At 43.2% G+C, this 18,483-nt stretch carries 10 protein-coding genes; 4 read left to right on the top strand and 6 right to left on the bottom strand.

The genetic code is table 11. From position 1 onward, the window contains the following. Window positions 1–82 precede the first annotated feature (82 nt). Complete coding sequence (locus tag DSL64_RS25735; RefSeq protein ID WP_115833837.1) at window positions 83–2,323, top strand: M28 family metallopeptidase; 2,241 nt, start codon at window positions 83–85, stop codon at window positions 2,321–2,323. An 80-nt stretch (window positions 2,324–2,403) separates the two neighbouring features. Here the strand turns inward: DSL64_RS25735 and DSL64_RS25730 are convergent, their stop codons facing one another. The 5 genes from DSL64_RS25730 to leuS form a co-directional block, all read right to left on the bottom strand. Then, window positions 2,404–4,203: a RagB/SusD family nutrient uptake outer membrane protein gene (locus DSL64_RS25730; RefSeq protein ID WP_115833836.1), complete on the bottom strand. Its 1,800-nt coding sequence runs from the start codon at window positions 4,201–4,203 to the stop codon at window positions 2,404–2,406. Between the two features lie 3 nt (window positions 4,204–4,206). Next, a complete protein-coding gene (locus DSL64_RS25725) occupies window positions 4,207–7,542 on the bottom strand; it encodes a TonB-dependent receptor (protein WP_199539503.1) in 3,336 nt (1,111 codons plus the stop codon). Window positions 7,543–7,709: 167 nt separating this feature from the next. Further along, on the bottom strand, window positions 7,710–8,861 hold the full coding sequence (locus DSL64_RS25720; protein ID WP_115833834.1) for a FecR family protein: 1,152 nt from the start codon (window positions 8,859–8,861) through the stop codon (window positions 7,710–7,712). Window positions 8,862–8,949: 88 nt separating this feature from the next. Continuing rightward, the gene (locus tag DSL64_RS25715) at window positions 8,950–9,537 is read right to left on the bottom strand and encodes an RNA polymerase sigma factor (RefSeq protein ID WP_147300420.1); all 588 of its coding nucleotides are present in this window, start codon (window positions 9,535–9,537) and stop codon (window positions 8,950–8,952) included. 427 nt (window positions 9,538–9,964) lie between these two features. After that, the gene (leuS, locus tag DSL64_RS25710; RefSeq protein WP_115833832.1) at window positions 9,965–12,841 is read right to left on the bottom strand and encodes a leucine--tRNA ligase; all 2,877 of its coding nucleotides are present in this window, start codon (window positions 12,839–12,841) and stop codon (window positions 9,965–9,967) included. Window positions 12,842–13,125: 284 nt separating this feature from the next. Here leuS and DSL64_RS25705 point away from each other — a divergent pair, with 284 nt between their 5' ends. The 3 genes from DSL64_RS25705 (at window position 13,126) to DSL64_RS25695 (ending at window position 16,534) form a co-directional block, all read left to right on the top strand. Further along, window positions 13,126–13,797, top strand: coding sequence for a porin family protein (locus tag DSL64_RS25705; RefSeq protein WP_115833831.1), 672 nt, complete (start codon window positions 13,126–13,128; stop codon window positions 13,795–13,797). A gap of 169 nt (window positions 13,798–13,966) precedes the next feature. Beyond that, complete coding sequence (locus DSL64_RS25700) at window positions 13,967–15,454, top strand: helix-turn-helix domain-containing protein (protein WP_115833830.1); 1,488 nt, start codon at window positions 13,967–13,969, stop codon at window positions 15,452–15,454. 177 nt (window positions 15,455–15,631) lie between these two features. Next, on the top strand, window positions 15,632–16,534 hold the full coding sequence (locus tag DSL64_RS25695; protein WP_115833829.1) for a sterol desaturase family protein: 903 nt from the start codon (window positions 15,632–15,634) through the stop codon (window positions 16,532–16,534). A 282-nt stretch (window positions 16,535–16,816) separates the two neighbouring features. On the opposite strand, the gene DSL64_RS25690 is transcribed toward DSL64_RS25695, so the two are convergent. Next, the gene (locus tag DSL64_RS25690; RefSeq protein WP_115833828.1) at window positions 16,817–17,980 is read right to left on the bottom strand and encodes an acyl-CoA dehydrogenase family protein; all 1,164 of its coding nucleotides are present in this window, start codon (window positions 17,978–17,980) and stop codon (window positions 16,817–16,819) included. Window positions 17,981–18,483 lie beyond the last annotated feature (503 nt).

Below are 18,483 nucleotides of genomic sequence, written 5' to 3'. Positions count from 1 at the left end.
CAATGTCGGTGCTTTTTCACTTTTGAATATGATTATCTTAGGGAAGTCGAATAATATACGTTTTCAATCTTCACTCCCATCTATGAAAAGAATTTATCGAAAAACGATCGGTGCACTCCTTGTGTCAACCGTTCTCTTTAATACCTCAGATGCTCAGTCCATTATGGGATTTGGTTCTGAATCGGCAAAAAAACAGCTTGAACTCGAAACGGCTTTTGACAAACAGATCCAAACCAGCAATCTGAAAGATTGGATGAAACGTATGACTGCCCGGCCCCATCAGCTGGGATCCGCGTACGGATTGGACAATGCCCTGTTCATTCGTGACAAACTCACCTCCTGGGGATTCGAAGCGCATCTGGACACGGTACAAGTGCTGTTTCCCACACCCAAAGTAAGGATTCTGGAACTGACCGAGCCAACTAAATTCAAGGCATTATTGAATGAAAAGGCTGTTAAAGAAGATGCTACTTCCGGACAAACAAAAGATGTTCTCCCTCCCTACCATGCGTTTTCTGCAAATGGCGACGTCACTGCTGAACTTGTTTTTGTGAATTATGGTATCCCGGAAGACTACGAGGAACTTGCGAAACTGGGCATTGATGTAAAAGGCAAAATAGTGATTGCTAAATACGGAAATTCATGGCGCGGGATCAAACCGAAAGTGGCCTATGAAAAAGGCGCGATTGGCTGTATTATTTATTCGGATCCGAAGGAAGACGGATTTTTCCAGGGCGATGTATACCCGAAAGGACCTTTCAAAAATGAAACCGGTGCGCAAAGAGGTTCGGTGGTAGATCTTCCGCTAGCTCCCGGCGATCCGCTCACCAATGGATTCGTAGCCAGTGCAGAGAATAAACGGCTCTCTGTTGAAGAGGCGCCAAGTATGATGAAAATTCCGGTACTGCCTATTTCTTACGGGGATGCATTGCCGCTTTTAAAAGCACTGGGCGGACAGGTTGCTCCCGCGAGCTGGCGGGGTGCGCTACCGATTACTTACCATATCGGCCCAGGGCCTGCGAAAGTGCACCTAAAGCTTGAATTCAACTTCGATATCGTGCCTGCTTACAATGTGATTGCAACGATCAAAGGAAGCGAATTCCCCGACCAGTGGGTAGTACGTGGCAACCACCACGATGCCTGGGTGTTCGGAGCGAGCGATCCTGTGAGTGGAGCCGTAGCCGAAATGGAAGAAGCACGGGCAATAGGTGAATTGCTTAAAACAGGATGGAAACCAAAACGTACCATTGTTTATTGCTGGTGGGATGGTGAAGAACCAGGGTTGCTGGGTTCAACAGAGTGGGTCGAAAAGTATAAGAATGACCTGTCAGCCAAAACTGTTGTATATGTCAATACAGATGGAAATGGTCGCGGGTATCTTGGAGCAGGCGGATCGCATACGCTGGAAAAGTTTATTAATCAGGTAGGCAGAGATGTGATTGACCCTGAAAAAGGAACGAGTATCATTGACAGACTACGTTCCAGAACAATTATGAACGGCAGTCCTACGGCAAAAGCAGAAGCGCGTACCCGCAGCGATTTGCGGATTGGCGCGCTAGGTTCCGGTTCTGACTATACGCCATTTATACAGCACCTTGGGATTGCGTCTCTGAACCTTGGTTTTGGTGGGGAAGACAGTGGTGGCGATTACCATACCATTTATGATTCTTATGATAATTATGTTCGCTTCAAAGACGGCGATTTCTTGTATGGAAAAGCTTTAGCACAAACTGCCGGCCGGGCCATTATCCGGTTTGCCAATGCAGACGTACTTCCGTTTGACTTTGACAACTTTTCAAATACTGTCAACATGTATGCTACTGAAGTCAAAAAAGAACTTGAAAATGTACGTAGCAAAGCGACAGATCACAATAAATTGCTGGGAGAGAAACGTTTTGAGGCAGTTGCCGATCCAAAGGAACCATTCGTGAAACCGCTCCTATTGGAAGTAGCTCCATTTATGAATTTTGCTCCTTTGGAAAATGCATTAACCGCTTTAGAAAAAAGTGCTACTGCTTATTCTAAATCACTATCTAACGCAGACAAGTTACCGGCAGATAAGCTTGCAAAACTGAATGAAATCCTTTTCAAAACGGAAAGACAACTGATTAATCAGCAAGGTCTGCCACGAAGACCATGGTACAAACATCAGATTTATGCACCGGGTTTTTATACAGGATATGGTGTAAAAACTTTGCCTATGATTCGCGAAGCAATAGAACAACGTAACTGGGCAGAAGCTGAAGAAGGGATCAAACGTGTAAGCGAAAATCTCAAAGCCTTTACAGCTGAAATTGATAAAGCTACAGCACTTTTGAAATAGAAAATCTTTGTTTCATTTTGAAAAACAAAATCCCCAACGTCCGGTTTATCCGTTCAGTGGGGATTTTGTTTTAAGAGTGGCTACCAGCCAGGGTTCTGGATCAGATTTTTATTTCTGTCAATCTCTGATTGCGGCATTGGGAAAAAGTAATAGGCTTTCTTGAAAACACGTGTTTCAAAAACCTTTCGCTGATAGAATTCCGGATCGTTCACACTTTTTCCTCCGTCTACATTCATGCCATAAAATGGTCCTGCGTCAGTCTGTTCTGCGATTTTCCAGCGACGGGTATCAAAGTACCTTTGGTATTCAAATGCAAGCTCCACCTGACGTTCATTGCGGATTTCTTCTCTCATTTGTGCCTGCGTCAGTCCGGCAGCCAGGCCCGGAATACCCGCTCTTTCCCTGATCAGATTGACATACTTCAAAATATCAGGATTAGTTGGCTCAATTTCATTCAGCGCTTCCGCATAATTGAGATAGAACTCTCCCAATCTGAACATAACCAACGGACGACGGGAATAACGGTTGATACGTGGATTAGAATTCGGATCCACATTTTTCCTAACCAGATAACCCGTAGCCGAATGATCATAAGACCCTGCTTTGCCGGTGTTGCCGGTATTAAATAACTCGACAGTTTTTACACCGTCTGAAGTGTTCATCCACTGACTTCCATTATAAACCACAGAAACATAAAACCGGGGTTCACGCTTAGTCCACATATTGTAAGTACCAGCTTTGGTATATTTATCATCAGCAGTGGAAAATCCTTCTTCTACGTATCCTGAGCCAGCTTCCTTAATATTTTTACCATTTGCCATGTGGTAGGCGTCCACCTGATTTTGTGTCACTCCAATACCGCTCCATCCGCCTCCAAAACGCGGAGCAGCGTGGCGTTCCCAATCTTGCAGATTGTTATCAACTCTTGCAAATATGATTTCGCTGTTCCATGGTGTAAGTAGTATATTTTGACAAGACAAATAAGGATCAAAGACGCCTGCTGAATTATTCTGCTTAAATAGCGAAAAGCGATTCAGGTCTATAATTGCTTTTGAAGCATCAGCCGCCTGTTTCCATTTTGTAGCATCATACTGCTGACTGATCAACTTTTTGCCATCAGCATTGCTCATGCCGGCAAGTTCTGTGTTGCCATTGTACAAGGGACTCGCAGCGTATAGAAGCAATCTGGCTTTAACCGCACTTGTAAATGTTTTGGTCATTCTGCCATACTCCCGATCCTGTCCATACCATTCAGGCAGATCGTTTCCAGCTTTGTCCAACTCGGAAACAATATAGCTGACACATTCATCAAAAGAACTTCTTGCAATCTGCAAGTCTTGCAGGGGTTGGTCAGGAGGAATCACCTCATCTCCGGACAGGATCACCACCGGACCATATTGACGAAGCAGGCAAAAATAGTAATACGCCCTCAACGCTCTGGCTTCAGCTGTGTATTGCGTAATGAGCTGCTTTCCTTCCGGCAACCTGAGAATCTCGGCGTTTTCTCCTACCCGTTGCATAAAATAGGTTGCTGTACGAATTCCCTGGTAATAATGAGTCCAGAAATTGTAGAAATTAGAGGTAGCGTCCCAACTGCCAATATTTGCAAAATAGGTATTGAAACCATTTCTCGCCCAAGTCATATCTGCTTCGTCAGACATACCCGTCCATGGATTCGCTTCCCACTGATTTGCCTCATCCCTTACGTAGGAATATGCTCCATACAGATAACGTTCTGTTTCGGTACGACGCTGAAAAACCTGATCTATCGTGAGCCTGTCGTCGGGAACCTGATTAAGAAAATCTTCACTGCATGAAGATAAGCTTGCAATAAGCAAGAGAGTAAATATTACTTTTTTCATCATTAATGATTGTTTCATTGGTCAGAAATTGAAATCAATACCCACGTTGTAGCTGGTGAGATTGGGATATCTCGCTCCTCTTCCATCCCCCAACTCCACATCCCACAAATCGAACTTACTGAATGTAAGCACATTATATCCAAGCAGATAAATTCTCGAATTTTTCACACCAATCGCTTTAAACCAGTTTGAAGGAAATTTGTAGGCAAGCTCCAGATTTTTCAATCTCAGATAACGGCCATTCTGTACCCAACGAGAGCTTGTTCTGTAGTTCATATTTTCATCTCCAAAAGTGAGACGCGGATAAAAAGCATTCTGATTTGGATTTTCAGGAGTCCATCTGTCGGTGATCTGCGATAGAAGATTGCCACGGTTTCCCCCTTGCTGGAAGGGAACAAACCCTTCTCCTCCCAAAAGAATATCAACATTTCCTATCCCCTGAAAGAAGGTAGCAAGCGAAAAGTTTTTGTATCCCAGCGTCAATCCGAATCCGTATACAATTTCAGGAATTGAACCAAAGCCGATAGGCATCTCATCAAAAGCATCAATCTTGCCATCGCCGTTGATGTCCCTGAACTTCACATCTCCTGGCAATACCTTGCCTACCTGTGTAGCATGCGCCTTAATTTCCTCTTCTGATTCAAACAGTCCGTCTGCGATAAGGCCAAAGCGCTGTCCTATCTTCTGCCCTTTTCTTTCCAGCCATGGATATTTCCACGGTGGCAAATCATCCTGTATTACTTTGTTTTTTGCGTATGTAAAAGTACCCCGCAGTCCTAAATCCAACTTACCGATCCGCTTGTTGTATTCAATTGTTCCATCCAGACCTTTGTTTTCTGTAATCCCCAAATTCCCGTACGGATTATTTCTCAAACCCAATGTCGCCGGCAATGACGACCTGCGAAGAAATATACCGTCTCTGTGTTCTTTGAAATAATCCAATTGTACATACAAGCCATTATTCAGCATACGCAGGTCAAGCCCGAGGTTTGTTTTGGTTGAAACCTCCCAGCTCACACTTGCTGCGTATTCGGCGATATCAAGGCCATCCAGCTTATCATCATAGGATTTACCAAATGTATACGAACTGTTATTATTCACCGTGGAGATAAAACCAAACCGCCTGCTGTTATTAGGGTCGATGTTACTGTTACCCGACTGACCGTGAGAGAACCTGAACTTCAACAACTGAAATGTGTTGGCAAGTGGTTTAAAGAATTTTTCCTCGGAAGCGACCCACCCCAAACCTATGGATGGGAAAAAACCATATCGTCTGGATGGCTCAAAATTCTCAGATCCGTTATAACCAAAATTGAATTCCATCAAATAACGATCCGCAAAAGAATACGTACCCCGACCAGCCACACCTCTGTTACGGAACGGAAGTGAGAGAATAAAATCATCCGCAAAACCCGGCACCTTGTCCGTTTGATTGTAAAGTAACATCAAACCCAATCCGTGTTTTTCCCAGTTTCTGTTATAATTAAGAGCACTTTCCGTATAAAATTGCCGATCACCGCTATTGGTTCTGGAATACCCCAGATATTCACTCCCGATTCTTGTTTGATTGTATACCAGGTCTCCCGCTTCATTTCTTCCTGTTGCCAGCCAGTTATCCGAAGTTTTGGTTCTCCTTAAAGTGTGTTGATTATAAGCATCGAACGAAAACATGGATGTAAAGCTTAGTCCTTTCAGCCAGAACCCCAGATCCTGATTAACCCGGATATTCGACAAAAGCTGGTTGCGCCACTCAGACACGTATCCAGATTGCGTGAGCTGATCATAAGGATTTTGAACGGAAGAACCCGCCTGAAGACCTGCAATTTTCCCATCCGGATATTTGACGGGATAAATCACGGGCGGAGCCTGCATAGCCGATCCGAAGATATCATTGGTACCGGTTCCGGGAAAATTGCCGTTCATGATATACCCCTGTATACCCAGGCTTAGCTTTGTAGTTTTGGTCAGATTCAGGTTTACATTGGAAGTGAAATTATACCTGTCCGTTTTTATAGCAGAATTGTAATTGGCCAATCCGTCTGTTTTAAACAAACCTGCTTCACTGAAATAAGACGTTGAAATATAGTAATCCGCATTCTCAGAGCCGCCTGTAATGTTGAAATTGACCCGGCTGTTCTTTCCATACTTATTAAAAATCTCATCAAACCAGTTGACATTGGGATACAAATATGGATCCTCTCCACTTCTGGTTTTATCAATCGCTTCCTGCGAATAAGATACAGGATTTCCCCTTGTAGACTTCGCCTCATTCACCATTTCCATGTAGGTGGCACCATCTACAAACTTGGGCAATCTGGTAAAGGAAGTAACTCCCTGGCTCAAACCCACATTAATTTGGGGTGGACCGGCTTTTCCTCTTTTAGTGTTAATAAGAATGACCCCATTGGCCCCTCTCACTCCATATACAGCCGTTGCTGACGCATCCTTAAGTATTGAAAAACTTTCGATATCCTCCGGATTGATGTTCGCAAAATCGCGCTGTACACCATCCACCAATACGAGCGGACTTGTTCCGGTAAACGTAGATACACCGCGAACCCAAAGGGATGCATTGTCATAACCAGGCTCTCCGCTTCGTTGTACCGAAATAACACCTGAAATGCGACCTGCCAATACAGTTGTTAAATTCCGAACGGGTTGCTTAAGATCTGCAACTGAGATCGTCGACTGTGCCCCGATCGTAGTGATTTTCCTTTGTGTACCAAAACCTACAATGACCAATTCCTCCAATCCTGCTGCGTCCTCAGCCAGTTCTATTTCATAGCTGGTTTTTTCTCCTACAATCTCCTCTTTGCCTAAATAGCCAATAAATGAAAACACAAGCACTTCACCTTTTTCAGCATTGAGCTTAAATACACCATTTGCATCTGTCGTCGTTCCTTTCGTCGACCCTTTGATTGTTACAGTAGCGCCGGGTAATGCTACTCCTTTTTGGTCCTTCACCACCCCTGTAATTTCTATGAGCAGGATATTCTTATGCTCTACAAGGACTGCTTTCTCCGGTAGGATTCGGGCATTCTGCTTTTCCTGTTCTCTTTCCACGATGGCGATCTGCCTGCCATTGATTTTGTAATCGAGCCGGCTTCCTTTAAATGCTTCGTCCAGAGCACGGGTAACTTTTACATTTTCCAGGTCCAGATTTACTTTCAGTTCAGCAGCTTTATCAAGCAGGTTATCTTTGTAAAAAATTCTGTAATCCGTGTTTTCGCGAATCTGGTTAAAAAGTGTAATTAAATTGCCGTTCTTAATTCTAACGCTCATTCTTCCCTTCTGGGAATATCCGGTGGCATGTACGCCCATCATCCCTATCCATAACAGCACCACTGTCAATTTCATAATCCTGATTAATTTTTGTGGGTGGAATTCTCCCAAAGGGCAATACCCTGAGTGGTCAAATTTTTTCATAAATTTGAATGGACTTTTGTTGAACACAATTGTTTAAAAATCACTTGCTTGCCGGCAAGTGTACTCTAACGGAAGACGTTGCCGCGTCTTCCGTTTTTTTATTCAGATGCTGTATCTTTCTTCTCGAATATGAACCTCCTTTCCGATTTGTGGTATTGTAATGATGTAGCATCCGTAAGGACTATAACCATTTGATCTATATCGTCCTGAAGATCCAGTGTGCCTGAAAATGTTTCCATGCCAAGTTCCTTGTCATTGAGGACCATGTCGTAATTGTAGTACCGGGAGAGCTTTTTGAAAACTTCATACAACGGTTCGCGATTGGCTATCAGGTATCCGTCTTTCCAGGAGATATATTGGTCTACATTCACTTTGGCAATTTGTGCGCGTTTGGATACTCCATCATATACCGCGCGGGTGCCGGGTACCATTCTGCTTTTTTCACCTCCCCAAAATGAATCTTTGGCAGTAAGTAGTTCTATACTTCCTTTTGTCAATACAGCAGATATTTTCTTATCATCACCATAAGCGCTTATATCAAATTCAGTTCCCAACACTTTGATATCCATGCTACTGGTCTGGACATAAAAGGGTCGTGTGATATCATGGGCCACGGAAAAGTAAGCCTGACCGTCGAGATATACTTCCCGTTTCCCTTTTTCAAATTCGGATGGATAAACAAGTCTGGAACCTGAATTCAGCCAGATTTTTGTACCGTCGGTCAATGTTATGGTTGATCTTTTACCATAAGGCACAACCAATGTATTCAGACCATACTTCTGAGCCGGACTCACATTTTTCTCAACCGTGGATGAGTCAATTCTGATCACTTCATGCTGATAAACAACATCAGAATTTTCACCCTTTAAATTGATCGTCCGGGAATCTGCCAGCATGAGTTTTGTCTCTGAAGATTCAACAGAAGCTATTTCGGCAGCCTGCTTCATAGGATTACCAGCAGTATATTTCAACACCCTGTAACCTATTCCTACAGAGAGAAAAATAGCCAGGACGGCGGCAATCCGATACCAGAAAATTGTCCTGACGGAGCGTCTTTCACTGGAATCGTCTTCAATATGAACATATCCGACAATACGATTCCAGAGTTGATCTTTTTCAGCAACCGTTAATTTTTCCTGAGGGAGAGATTTAAAAAAGAGTCTGGCGTTATGGAGAGTTTTACTGTCAGGACCTGATTGATCCGGATTATCTCCATCATTGGGCAGTCTGTCGTGATCTTCGTCTTTCATTGGAAACTATGTTTTCCTGAAAGAGAAGAAAGATGACAAAATATAGACTTCTAAAATGATTTTTTTTAATAAAAAGAAGATAACAACTCTAACATGCCCACAAAATCAGCAAGATAGCACTAACCTCCAGCTTACCACGAAGTTCCTTGATGGCACGATATACAAAAGTTCTGCAAGTAGGCACCGAAATTTGCATCATGGAGGCGATTTCTTCGTAATCCAGATTATGCGTGAATTTCAAATAGAGGATTTCTTTTTGTCTTTCGGGAAGTTTGTTGATTTCCTGAGCAAGGGTTTGCAGCATTTCGCGCTGCCTTTCATCGCTGATAATCTCCTGCTCGGCACTGAACGAAATGCCGGATACCACCTTATCATCCAAATCCCACTCATTCAGGCTGAAGATAGCCGCCTTTTTGCTCGCAGTGTGAAGTTTTCTTTTGAAGCTTTTCAGAAGGTAATAACGCACATTCACTTCCCTGGCCAGACCATCTCTGTAATGATGAAGGTCAATAAAAAGATCGTGAATACAATCCTTTACCATTTCCTTATCTGATGTATAACGAAGGCCAAATGCATATAACATATCCGCATATCTGTCGTAAAGCCTGCTGAATGCAGCCTGGCTTCCGGAGGCAAACAGCTCCCACAGTTCGATATCAGATTCGTTTAGGACCATCAGTTCCAATGATAGTTCAGCGGTTAAAGGTTCGGGTGCTTCAAAAATGATGCTAATCTATAACAATTCGTATTCAACTCATGATATCTGCACAAATCATATATTCTTTCCATCTATCTGTCAGGCACATACAAAATAAAAATACCCTGACTCAGGAATTTTACCATTTTTTTCCCGCGATTATGTGACCAACTAACCCTTTCCGTGTCTATAAATTACGCAAAACGCAAAATGCACACATTATAAGCTCTTAATCACTTCATCATCAAACTTGTTTTAAGGTTCACACTTTTACACACTATCGTTAAACCTGTCAGGACGGCTCACACCAACCGGCAGGTTTTTTTTTGAATAATATCGCCGGAAAAACAAAAAGAGGATAGCCGGTCTGAACCTATTATCCTCTTCTCCTGAAATTAAGAACCTATCAGAGTACGACGTTAACAATTCGCTTTGGTACTACGATTACTTTCTTAGGCGTTTTACCTTCCATCCATTTTTGCACCACTTCATTCGCCAATACCTCTTTTTCGATATCAGCAGCAGGAGTATCCAATGCAAATGGCAATGAGATCCTCACTTTACCATTGATTTGAACCGGGTATTCGAAAGTATCTTCAACAATATGCTGAGGATTGAAAACCGGGAAGGCTGCTTTTGAAACTTTTCCTTCTTCATTTCCTAAAGCGAACCACAGTTCTTCCGCGATGTGAGGAGCATAAGGAGAAAGCAGGATAACAAGTTCCTGCAAAATTTCTTTGCTTGCACATTTAGCACTGCTCAGTTCATTCACACACACCATAAACGCACTTACTGCTGTATTGAAAGAGAAGTTTTCAATATCTTCTTCAATCTTCTTAATCGTTTTGTGAAGCGTTTTCAGTTCTTCCGGCTTAGCAGGAATATCCTTCACAACCCATTGTCCCAAATCATTGTAGAACAATCTCCAGAATTTCCGGATAAAACGGTATGTTCCGTCAATCCCATTGGTATTCCAGGGTTTTGCCTGCTCCAAAGGTCCAAGGAACATTTCATACAGACGTAGTGTATCGGCTCCGTAGCGGGTTACGATATCGTCCGGATTGACAACATTGAACTTGGATTTCGACATTTTCTCCACTTCCCATCCGCACACATACTTGCCATCTTCCAAAATGAACTCTGCCTGATCTCCCGCTATATCCTTGCGCGAGGCTTTGAATTTCTCAACATCCAGCACATCATTCTCCACGATATTGACATCCACGTGCAGCGGAGTTACATCATAATCACCTTTCAACCCAGCGCTGACGAAGACAGGTTTGCTGTAATTATCACTTTTCACGCGGTAAACAAAGTTACTGCGCCCCTGAATCATGCCCTGGTTAATCAGTTTTTTGAAAGGTTCTTCTTCCGGCACAAACCCTCTGTCTTTCAAAAATTTATTCCAAAAACGGCTATATAGCAAGTGACCTGTGGCATGCTCAGTTCCACCGATGTATAAGTCCACATCTTTCCAATAACCGATTGCCTCCTGAGATGCAAACTCTTCTTTATTTTTTGGATCCATGTAGCGGTACCAGTACCAGCTGCTTCCAGCCCAGCCCGGCATTGTGCTCAGCTCATATTGGTTGCCGGAACCATGCTCCCAGCCTTGTGCACGTCCCAAAGGTGGCTCTCCGCTTTCAGTTGGCAAATACTTGTCCACTTCCGGCAGGTTCAAAGGCAATTCTGATTCCTCCAGTAAGTAAGGCAACGGCTGTCCGGTACTATCATTTTTATAATATACAGGAACCGGCTCGCCCCAATAACGCTGACGGCCAAATACCGCATCGCGCAAACGGTAATTCACTTTTCCTTTTCCTACACCGCGCTCTTCCAGCCACTGCACCAGTGTTTGTGTAGCCTGTTTGAAATCCAGACCATCAATAATACCTGAATTGATATATTTCCCTTCTTTGGTAGCATCTGCCTGTGTTTCAACATCTTTCTGTGCATCCAGAATAGGTATAATTGGCAAACCGAAATGGGTAGCAAAATTCCAGTCACGCTGGTCGCCCGATGGTACCGCCATTACCGCACCTGTTCCGTATCCTGCCAATACATAGTCAGCAATATAAACAGGCACTTTCTCTCCGCTCAATGGATTTAACACGTACGCACCCGTAAATGCACCTGAAACTGTCTTCACATCCGACATTCTGTCTCGCTCAGAGCGTTTTTTGGTCATGTCGATATAGGCATCAATTTCCGCACGCTGCTCGGGTGTGGTAATCACATCTACCAACTCATGCTCCGGTGCAATCACCATAAATGTCACCCCGTAGATCGTATCAACACGGGTCGTGAACACCTCTATATAACTGGCATGGGGATTAGGGGATTGGGCATGGGAATCTTCTACAGCTTCCTGCCCTATGCCCTCTGCCCCATGCTCTTTGCCGTCCAACGCAAACTTCACCAACGCTCCTACCGATCTTCCGATCCAGTTGCGTTGTTGTTCTTTCAATGAGTCAGTCCAGTCGATATTGTCAAGCCCGTCAAGCAATCTTTGAGAATAGGCAGTAATGCGCATCATCCACTGACGCATCAGTTTCTGAATAACAGGAAAACCTCCTCTTTCACTTACTCCATCTTTTACCTCGTCGTTAGACAATACGGATCCCAAAGCCGGGCACCAGTTTACAGTAGCATCCGCCACGTAGGTGAGCCGGTATTTCAATGTCATTTTATATTGACTTTCTTCCGACCAGCTATTCCATTCTTCTGCTGAAAATGCTGTTATGTCTTCATCGCAGGCAGCATTTACCTGCTGATTTCCTTCTTTTGCAAATATCGCCGTAAGTGTTTCTATGGATTCGGCCTGCCGGGTGTCGTTGTTATACCAGCTGTTGAACAATTCCATAAAAATCCACTGCGTCCATTTGTAATACGACGGATCAGAAGTGCGTACTTCACGGCTCCAGTCATAGCTCAAACCCAGATTTTTCAACTGCTCGATATACCGGGTGATATTTTGCTCAGTCGTGATAGCTGGATGCTGACCTGTCTGAATCGCGTATTGCTCTGCCGGCAAACCAAAGCTGTCGAATCCCATAGGATGCAATACATTGAACCCTTTCAGCCGCTTGTATCTGGAGTAGATGTCGGAAGCAATATAGCCCAGAGGATGGCCCACGTGCAACCCTGCACCTGAAGGGTACGGAAACATATCCAGCACGTAATATTTGGGAAGTTGGGCATTGTTATCAACATGATAAATACCATTTTTCTCCCAAAAGTCCTGCCATTTCTTCTCAATGTCCCTGTGACTATACTCGCTCATGATGATGCTATTTGTTCCTTAAAATATTGTAATGTATTAAAATACAGATTGTTAAATCTTTAAATTCCAAAGCAGAAAAAATTACCTCCGCCCGAAATTGCCCGCAAAAATAGTTGATTTGATTGTATTCAGTGCTGTAAAACACCACAATAGATAAAAAGACTTTACGTTTGGTTACACAAAATGGCCTTCAGAGATTTCCTAGAATATTTCTTTTCTCTGGCACGGGATTTTAATCTGTCTTTGCAACTACAATTTTTAAAATTTTTTATCAACTACATGCTATGAAAAAATTACTGTTTGCCTTTTGTGCTCTGATCATCGCTCACAGCGCATCTGCTCAATACGATCCTGCTTTCCGCTTTGGTATCAAGGCAGGAGCAAACTTGTCCAATATCAATGGTAGTAATGACCTCTCGCTCGGCAGTGGCGGTGATGCATTCAATTTCAAAGACAACGACAATCGTTCACTAGGTTTTGCGGGAGGGGTATTTTTCCGTTTTGGCCGCAACGTCTATATCCAGCCGGAATTCCTCTTATCGCAAAAAGGAGGACGCTTCAATGTATACAAGGACGGCGTACAAAACTCAGACGGAAAAGTGGATGTGCGGTTTTCAAACCTTGATGTTCCCGTGCTTTTCGGTTTCAGAATTGCCAAACTTCTGCGTATCAACGTAGGTCCAATGGCATCTTTGCGTATGTCTAACAATGGTAAAATCAGAGACTCGTTTGATGATGTTACCGGAGATAATTCAGGTGCTGAGATCAACAACCGTCTGGCTTATGGTTACCAGGCAGGTGTGGGACTTGACTTTGGAAGATTGAGCCTGGATGTACGCTACGAAGGTAACTTCACAGACGTAGTAAAAGTGAAGTTTGACAACGCCACAACGGCTTCTCAGTTCGGAAAAAAAGGAAACCTTTTCCAGGCTACTCTCGGACTCGCGATTTTCTAAGAATAATGAAATTAAGCGCTAAAGGCGAAATGGATCATTTCCACTTCGCCTTTATTTTTTTCCAAAAGAGCAGGACAGCCTAAATTTCGGTCTTTGTATGGATTTATATAACTTGCCAGGTACAGATTTTAAATAACTTACAGTATCAACTCAACTTTCCTCAATTTTTGTGGCTATAAATACCGATAATGTAAAGCTTGTTTTTGGACTAAAACTCAAACAACTTCGACTTGACAAAGGACTCTCTCTCAGCGAACTGTCTCAGAAATCAGGTTTATCGGTATCCTATATCAATGAAATAGAAAAAGGGAAAAAATATCCCAAGTCGGATAAGATTTTGGCTTTGGCGTCAGCTATGAATGTGGAGTACGACACATTGGTGTCTCTCAAACTCAGCAAAAGACTTGAACCCATATCCGAGCTGCTCAGCTCAAATATTTTAACCGAACTCCCGCTCGAACTCTTCGGAATTGATCCTGCCAATCTTCTGGAAATATTGTCAGATGCTCCCGCTAAAATCAGTGCATTTGTAGGAACGCTTATTGAGATTGCCCGAAACTATAACATGTCTATTGAGAAATTCTATTTCTCGGCACTGAGAACATACCAGGAAATGCACGACAATTATTTCGAGGATATTGAGCTGGAAGCAGAGCAATTCCTGAAAGAGTGTGAAGTGCCGGAGGAAAAACTGATTGATGAAGCATTTCTGGAAGATATTCTCACCAATCGTTATGGTTATCAGATTGAATATATCAACGAAAAAGCAAATCCCGAGTTCAGTACTGTACGCTCACTTACCATACCTAATCCACAAGGGAACCGGTTGCTGCTTAATCACAATCTGAGTTCTGTGCAACGCTTATTTATATACGGGCGAGAAATTGGTTACCATTATCTGAACCTCAAAAACCGGTTGCATACGACTGCACTGGTGGAAGCCGAAACCTTCGAACAGCTGTTGAATAACTTCAAGGCTTCCTATTTTGCCAGCGCCGTCATTATTAAAAGAAATTTACTGGTTCCGAAACTGGCTGCATTTTTCCAGTCACCCGAATGGCAGCCAGAGAAACTAATCGGTTTGGTTTCTGAGTTTAATACAACTCCTGAATCCTTCTTTTACAGAGTAAGTAATGTCCTCCCGCGTTACTTTGGTATTAACCAGATCTTTTTCTCGCGCTTCAACAATTTTGCCGGACAGAATCTGTTCGATATGACCAAGGAAATGCATATTTCAAGAAAGCATTATCCGCACACCGTCCGTGATGAGCATTATTGCAGGCGCTGGGTGGCCCTCACAATCCTGAATGAACTTGCGGAACAGGAGCACCATGAACCAGACAAGATACTCTGCAAAGCACAAAAATCGACCTACCTGGACTCCAAAGACGATTATCTTGTAATCAGTTTCGCTCAACCTATGAACACTACTCACAATTTAAACGTGAGCGTTTCGATGGGTATGTATCTTGACGAAGCAACCCGTGGGAAGATCCACTTCCTGAATGATCCTGCGATACCCGCACGCACAGTGAATCAGACATGTGAGAGATGTTCTCTTTTTGATTGCCGCGAGCGTATTGCCGCCCCGGTCATTCTGCAGAAAAAATACAAAAATGAGGCACTCAGGAAAGCACTCAAGAAAATGATTAAATAACCAAAAAAATAAAGCCAGACTCGCCATGGGGGTTTACAATCGATTGATTGTCTTCATATTGACAAATGATTAAACTTTAAAAATCAAGAATAGCCGATTAAAAATTCCTTAAAAGTTACTCTTGCAAACTAAACGGTTTCCTTCCTTTTTATCTTTGTCTAAAATTCAAATTATCCTATGTCGGGCACCTATGAATTTGAGGATTTTATTCTAAAGATTTCAACGCCTTTTTATCTGATCCTCATCGCACTTGAAATTTTCCTGACCAATCGTTCGGAGAGGAAAAGTTATCATATCAAAGATACGCTTACCAACGCCGCACTCATGTTACTGAACGGCGGTATTGATCTTGTTTTCCGTGTGGTATACGTAAGCTTGCTGATCTGGCTTTTTAATTACCGTATCGTAGAGCCTGTTGCCAATCCTTATGTATACTGGACTGCACTTTTCCTGTTAGAAGATCTTGCCTTTTACACTTTGCATTATGTGGATCACCATTGCAGACTTTTCTGGGCAGTGCATGTGACGCATCATTCTTCTGAGCATTTCAATCTGACTACTGGCTTCCGTTCTTCGGTATTTCAGCCTTTGTACCGGTTTGTGTATTTCATCCCGTTGGTTTTGCTCGGTTTTAATCCTGCGGATATTGTGATCATGTACTCCATTACTCAGATTTACGGGATCATCGTACACACCGAGCATGTGGGCAAACTGGGCTTTCTGGAATATATTCTGGTTACGCCATCGCACCACCGGGTGCACCATGCCAGTAATGTTGAGTATCTGGATAAAAATATGGGCATGTGCCTGATTGTCTGGGACAGGCTATTCGGCACCTTTCAGGAAGAAATGGATAGGATTCCCACACGATATGGCCTTACGAGCAGTTTGAAAGAAACAGATTTGGGACATACTATTTTCCATGAATGGAGGGAAATCGGTAAAGATTTCGCACAGCCTACCAGCTTCATGACAAAACTGAAGTATGTCTTCAAAGCACCAGGTTGGTCACACGACGGATCGCGGCAAACGAGCAGGGAAATGCAAAAGGAGCTATTAGCTGATGGCAATGAGCCATAAGGGGGAACTAATAGCTGTGAGCTGTGAGCCTTTAGCTTCTGATAATCGTTCAAAATGAGATAAAGTAGCAGTAATGCACCAATGATCACTGTTGGCTGTTAGCAATGAGCCCTTAGCTTCTGATTATCGTTTCGTTTAGAACGAGGTAAGCAGCAGCAATGCACTAATAAGCACTAGCTGTTAGCAATAAGCTTTTAGCTTATTGCTATCATTCAAAATGAGATAAATCAGCAGTAATGCACCAATAATCGCTGCTATTAGCTAAAGGCTAACAGCTAATGGCTACTTAAACGCCTGCATTCCTGTTATCTCTGCTCCCAGAATAAGTAAGTGAATATCGTGTGTTCCTTCGTAGGTTATCACAGACTCCAGATTCGTCATGTGCCTCATGATGGGGTAATCTCCGGATATACCCATGGCTCCGAGAATTTGTCTTGACTCCCTGGCCACATTCAGCGCCATAGCTACATTATTTCGTTTGGCCATGGAGATTTGAGCTGCTGTCGCCCTACCTTCATTCATAAGCGTTCCAAGCCGCCATGCCAATAATTGAGCCTTGGTAATTTCAGTGAGCATTTCTGCCAGTTTCTTTTGAGTAAGCTGGAATGCAGCAATCGGTTTATCAAATTGTATACGTTCCGAAGCATACCTGACCGCCGTTTCATAACAATCCAGCGCAGCACCTATCGCTCCCCAGGCAATACCGAACCGCGCCTTATCCAGGCACTGCAGCGGCGCCTTCATGCCCACACCGCCAGGAAACAGATTCTCTTCAGGAATAAATACATTGTCAAATACAAGCTCACCGGTGGCACTCGCCCGAAGTGACCATTTCCTGTGAATTTCCGGTGTAGAAAAACCATCCATACCACGTTCAACGATTATACCCTGCACCTTCCCCTCATCATTGCGGGCCCAAACCACAGCGATATCCGCATAAGGAGCATTAGAAATCCATATTTTAGATCCAGACAGAATATAACCACCTTCTGTTTTAGCGAGTCGGGATGCCATTCCTGCGGGATTGGAGCCATAGTCCGGCTCAGTGAGCCCGAAGCATCCCAACAAAGCTCCGCTGGCAAGTTGAGGCAAATACTTCAGTTTCTGCTCTTCAGTGCCAAATGCAAAAATAGGCCACATGACCAGTGAGCCCTGTACCGACACAGTTGACCTCATGCCCGAATCTCCCCTCTCAATTTCCTGACACATCAAGCCGTAACTGATATAATCCAATCCTCCTCCCCCATATTCTGCCGGAATCGTAGGACCAAAAACACCCATCTCTCCGAATTTCCTGACCAGATGAACAGGAAATGCCGCCCGTTGTGCAAAGTCTTCAATAACAGGTTTGATTTCTTTTTCCGTAAACTCCTTTACGCTTTGCGCGATCAGGCGTTGTTCGGGAGTGAGCAGGTCGGAGATTTGGAGGAAGTCGGTGGTGAGCATATGTGTGGAAAGTACTTACAATTTAAGCTTGCAGAGTTTGCAAGGTATTCCAGAAAAGTGACAACTCTATTTCTCCCATTAAACGATTTATCAGATAGATCTGTTTCACCTTTTTATGCAAAACAGTACCACCTATATCTTGATTATTTGCGCTGTTTGGAAATCATGGAATCAGGGTCTTTGAAAGGATTTCCAATTTTAAGCAGGTAAGAAATAAAAACTACCTGACTTCCTTCCTAAATTAATCTTTCTTTTAAATCGTCTCTGGATCACAGCGAAGTTAGTTCTGATGTATCAAACTACAACTAACACCAGGCATTTCCGGACCGTATCGCCTGCTTATAGTACTCGTCCTCTTGATTACAATTTTCTCCAACTACAACAATGACCAAACAAACATTCCAATAAATAGTATTTGTAATAATATGTAATACTAAATTAGAAATAAAAAGTCGTATATTTGTTTATGAAATATGCTGACATTATAAAAGAGTCTGAATCGG

The organism is Dyadobacter luteus, assembly GCF_003383615.1.
In the GTDB taxonomy this organism is placed as follows: Bacteria; Bacteroidota; Bacteroidia; order Cytophagales; family Spirosomataceae; genus Dyadobacter; species Dyadobacter luteus.
The sequence above is the reverse complement of the archived record's forward strand: the minus strand, read 5'-3'. Positions and strand labels throughout refer to the sequence as shown.

What these genes read in the sequence shown, in the direction of transcription:
- DSL64_RS25730 (WP_115833836.1), bottom strand. Translation starts at nt 4,203, where the DNA reads ATGAAACAATCATTAATGATGAAAAAAGTAATATTTACTCTCTTGCTT.
- leuS (WP_115833832.1), bottom strand. Translation starts at nt 12,841, where the DNA reads ATGAGCGAGTATAGTCACAGGGACATTGAGAAGAAATGGCAGGACTTT.
- DSL64_RS25690 (WP_115833828.1), bottom strand. Translation starts at nt 17,980, where the DNA reads ATGCTCACCACCGACTTCCTCCAAATCTCCGACCTGCTCACTCCCGAA.
- DSL64_RS25705 (WP_115833831.1), top strand. Translation starts at nt 13,126, where the DNA reads ATGAAAAAATTACTGTTTGCCTTTTGTGCTCTGATCATCGCTCACAGC.
- DSL64_RS25715 (WP_147300420.1), bottom strand. Translation starts at nt 9,537, where the DNA reads ATGGTCCTAAACGAATCTGATATCGAACTGTGGGAGCTGTTTGCCTCC.
- DSL64_RS25720 (WP_115833834.1), bottom strand. Translation starts at nt 8,861, where the DNA reads ATGAAAGACGAAGATCACGACAGACTGCCCAATGATGGAGATAATCCG.
- DSL64_RS25695 (WP_115833829.1), top strand. Translation starts at nt 15,632, where the DNA reads ATGTCGGGCACCTATGAATTTGAGGATTTTATTCTAAAGATTTCAACG.
- DSL64_RS25725 (WP_199539503.1), bottom strand. Translation starts at nt 7,542, where the DNA reads ATGAAATTGACAGTGGTGCTGTTATGGATAGGGATGATGGGCGTACAT.
- DSL64_RS25735 (WP_115833837.1), top strand. Translation starts at nt 83, where the DNA reads ATGAAAAGAATTTATCGAAAAACGATCGGTGCACTCCTTGTGTCAACC.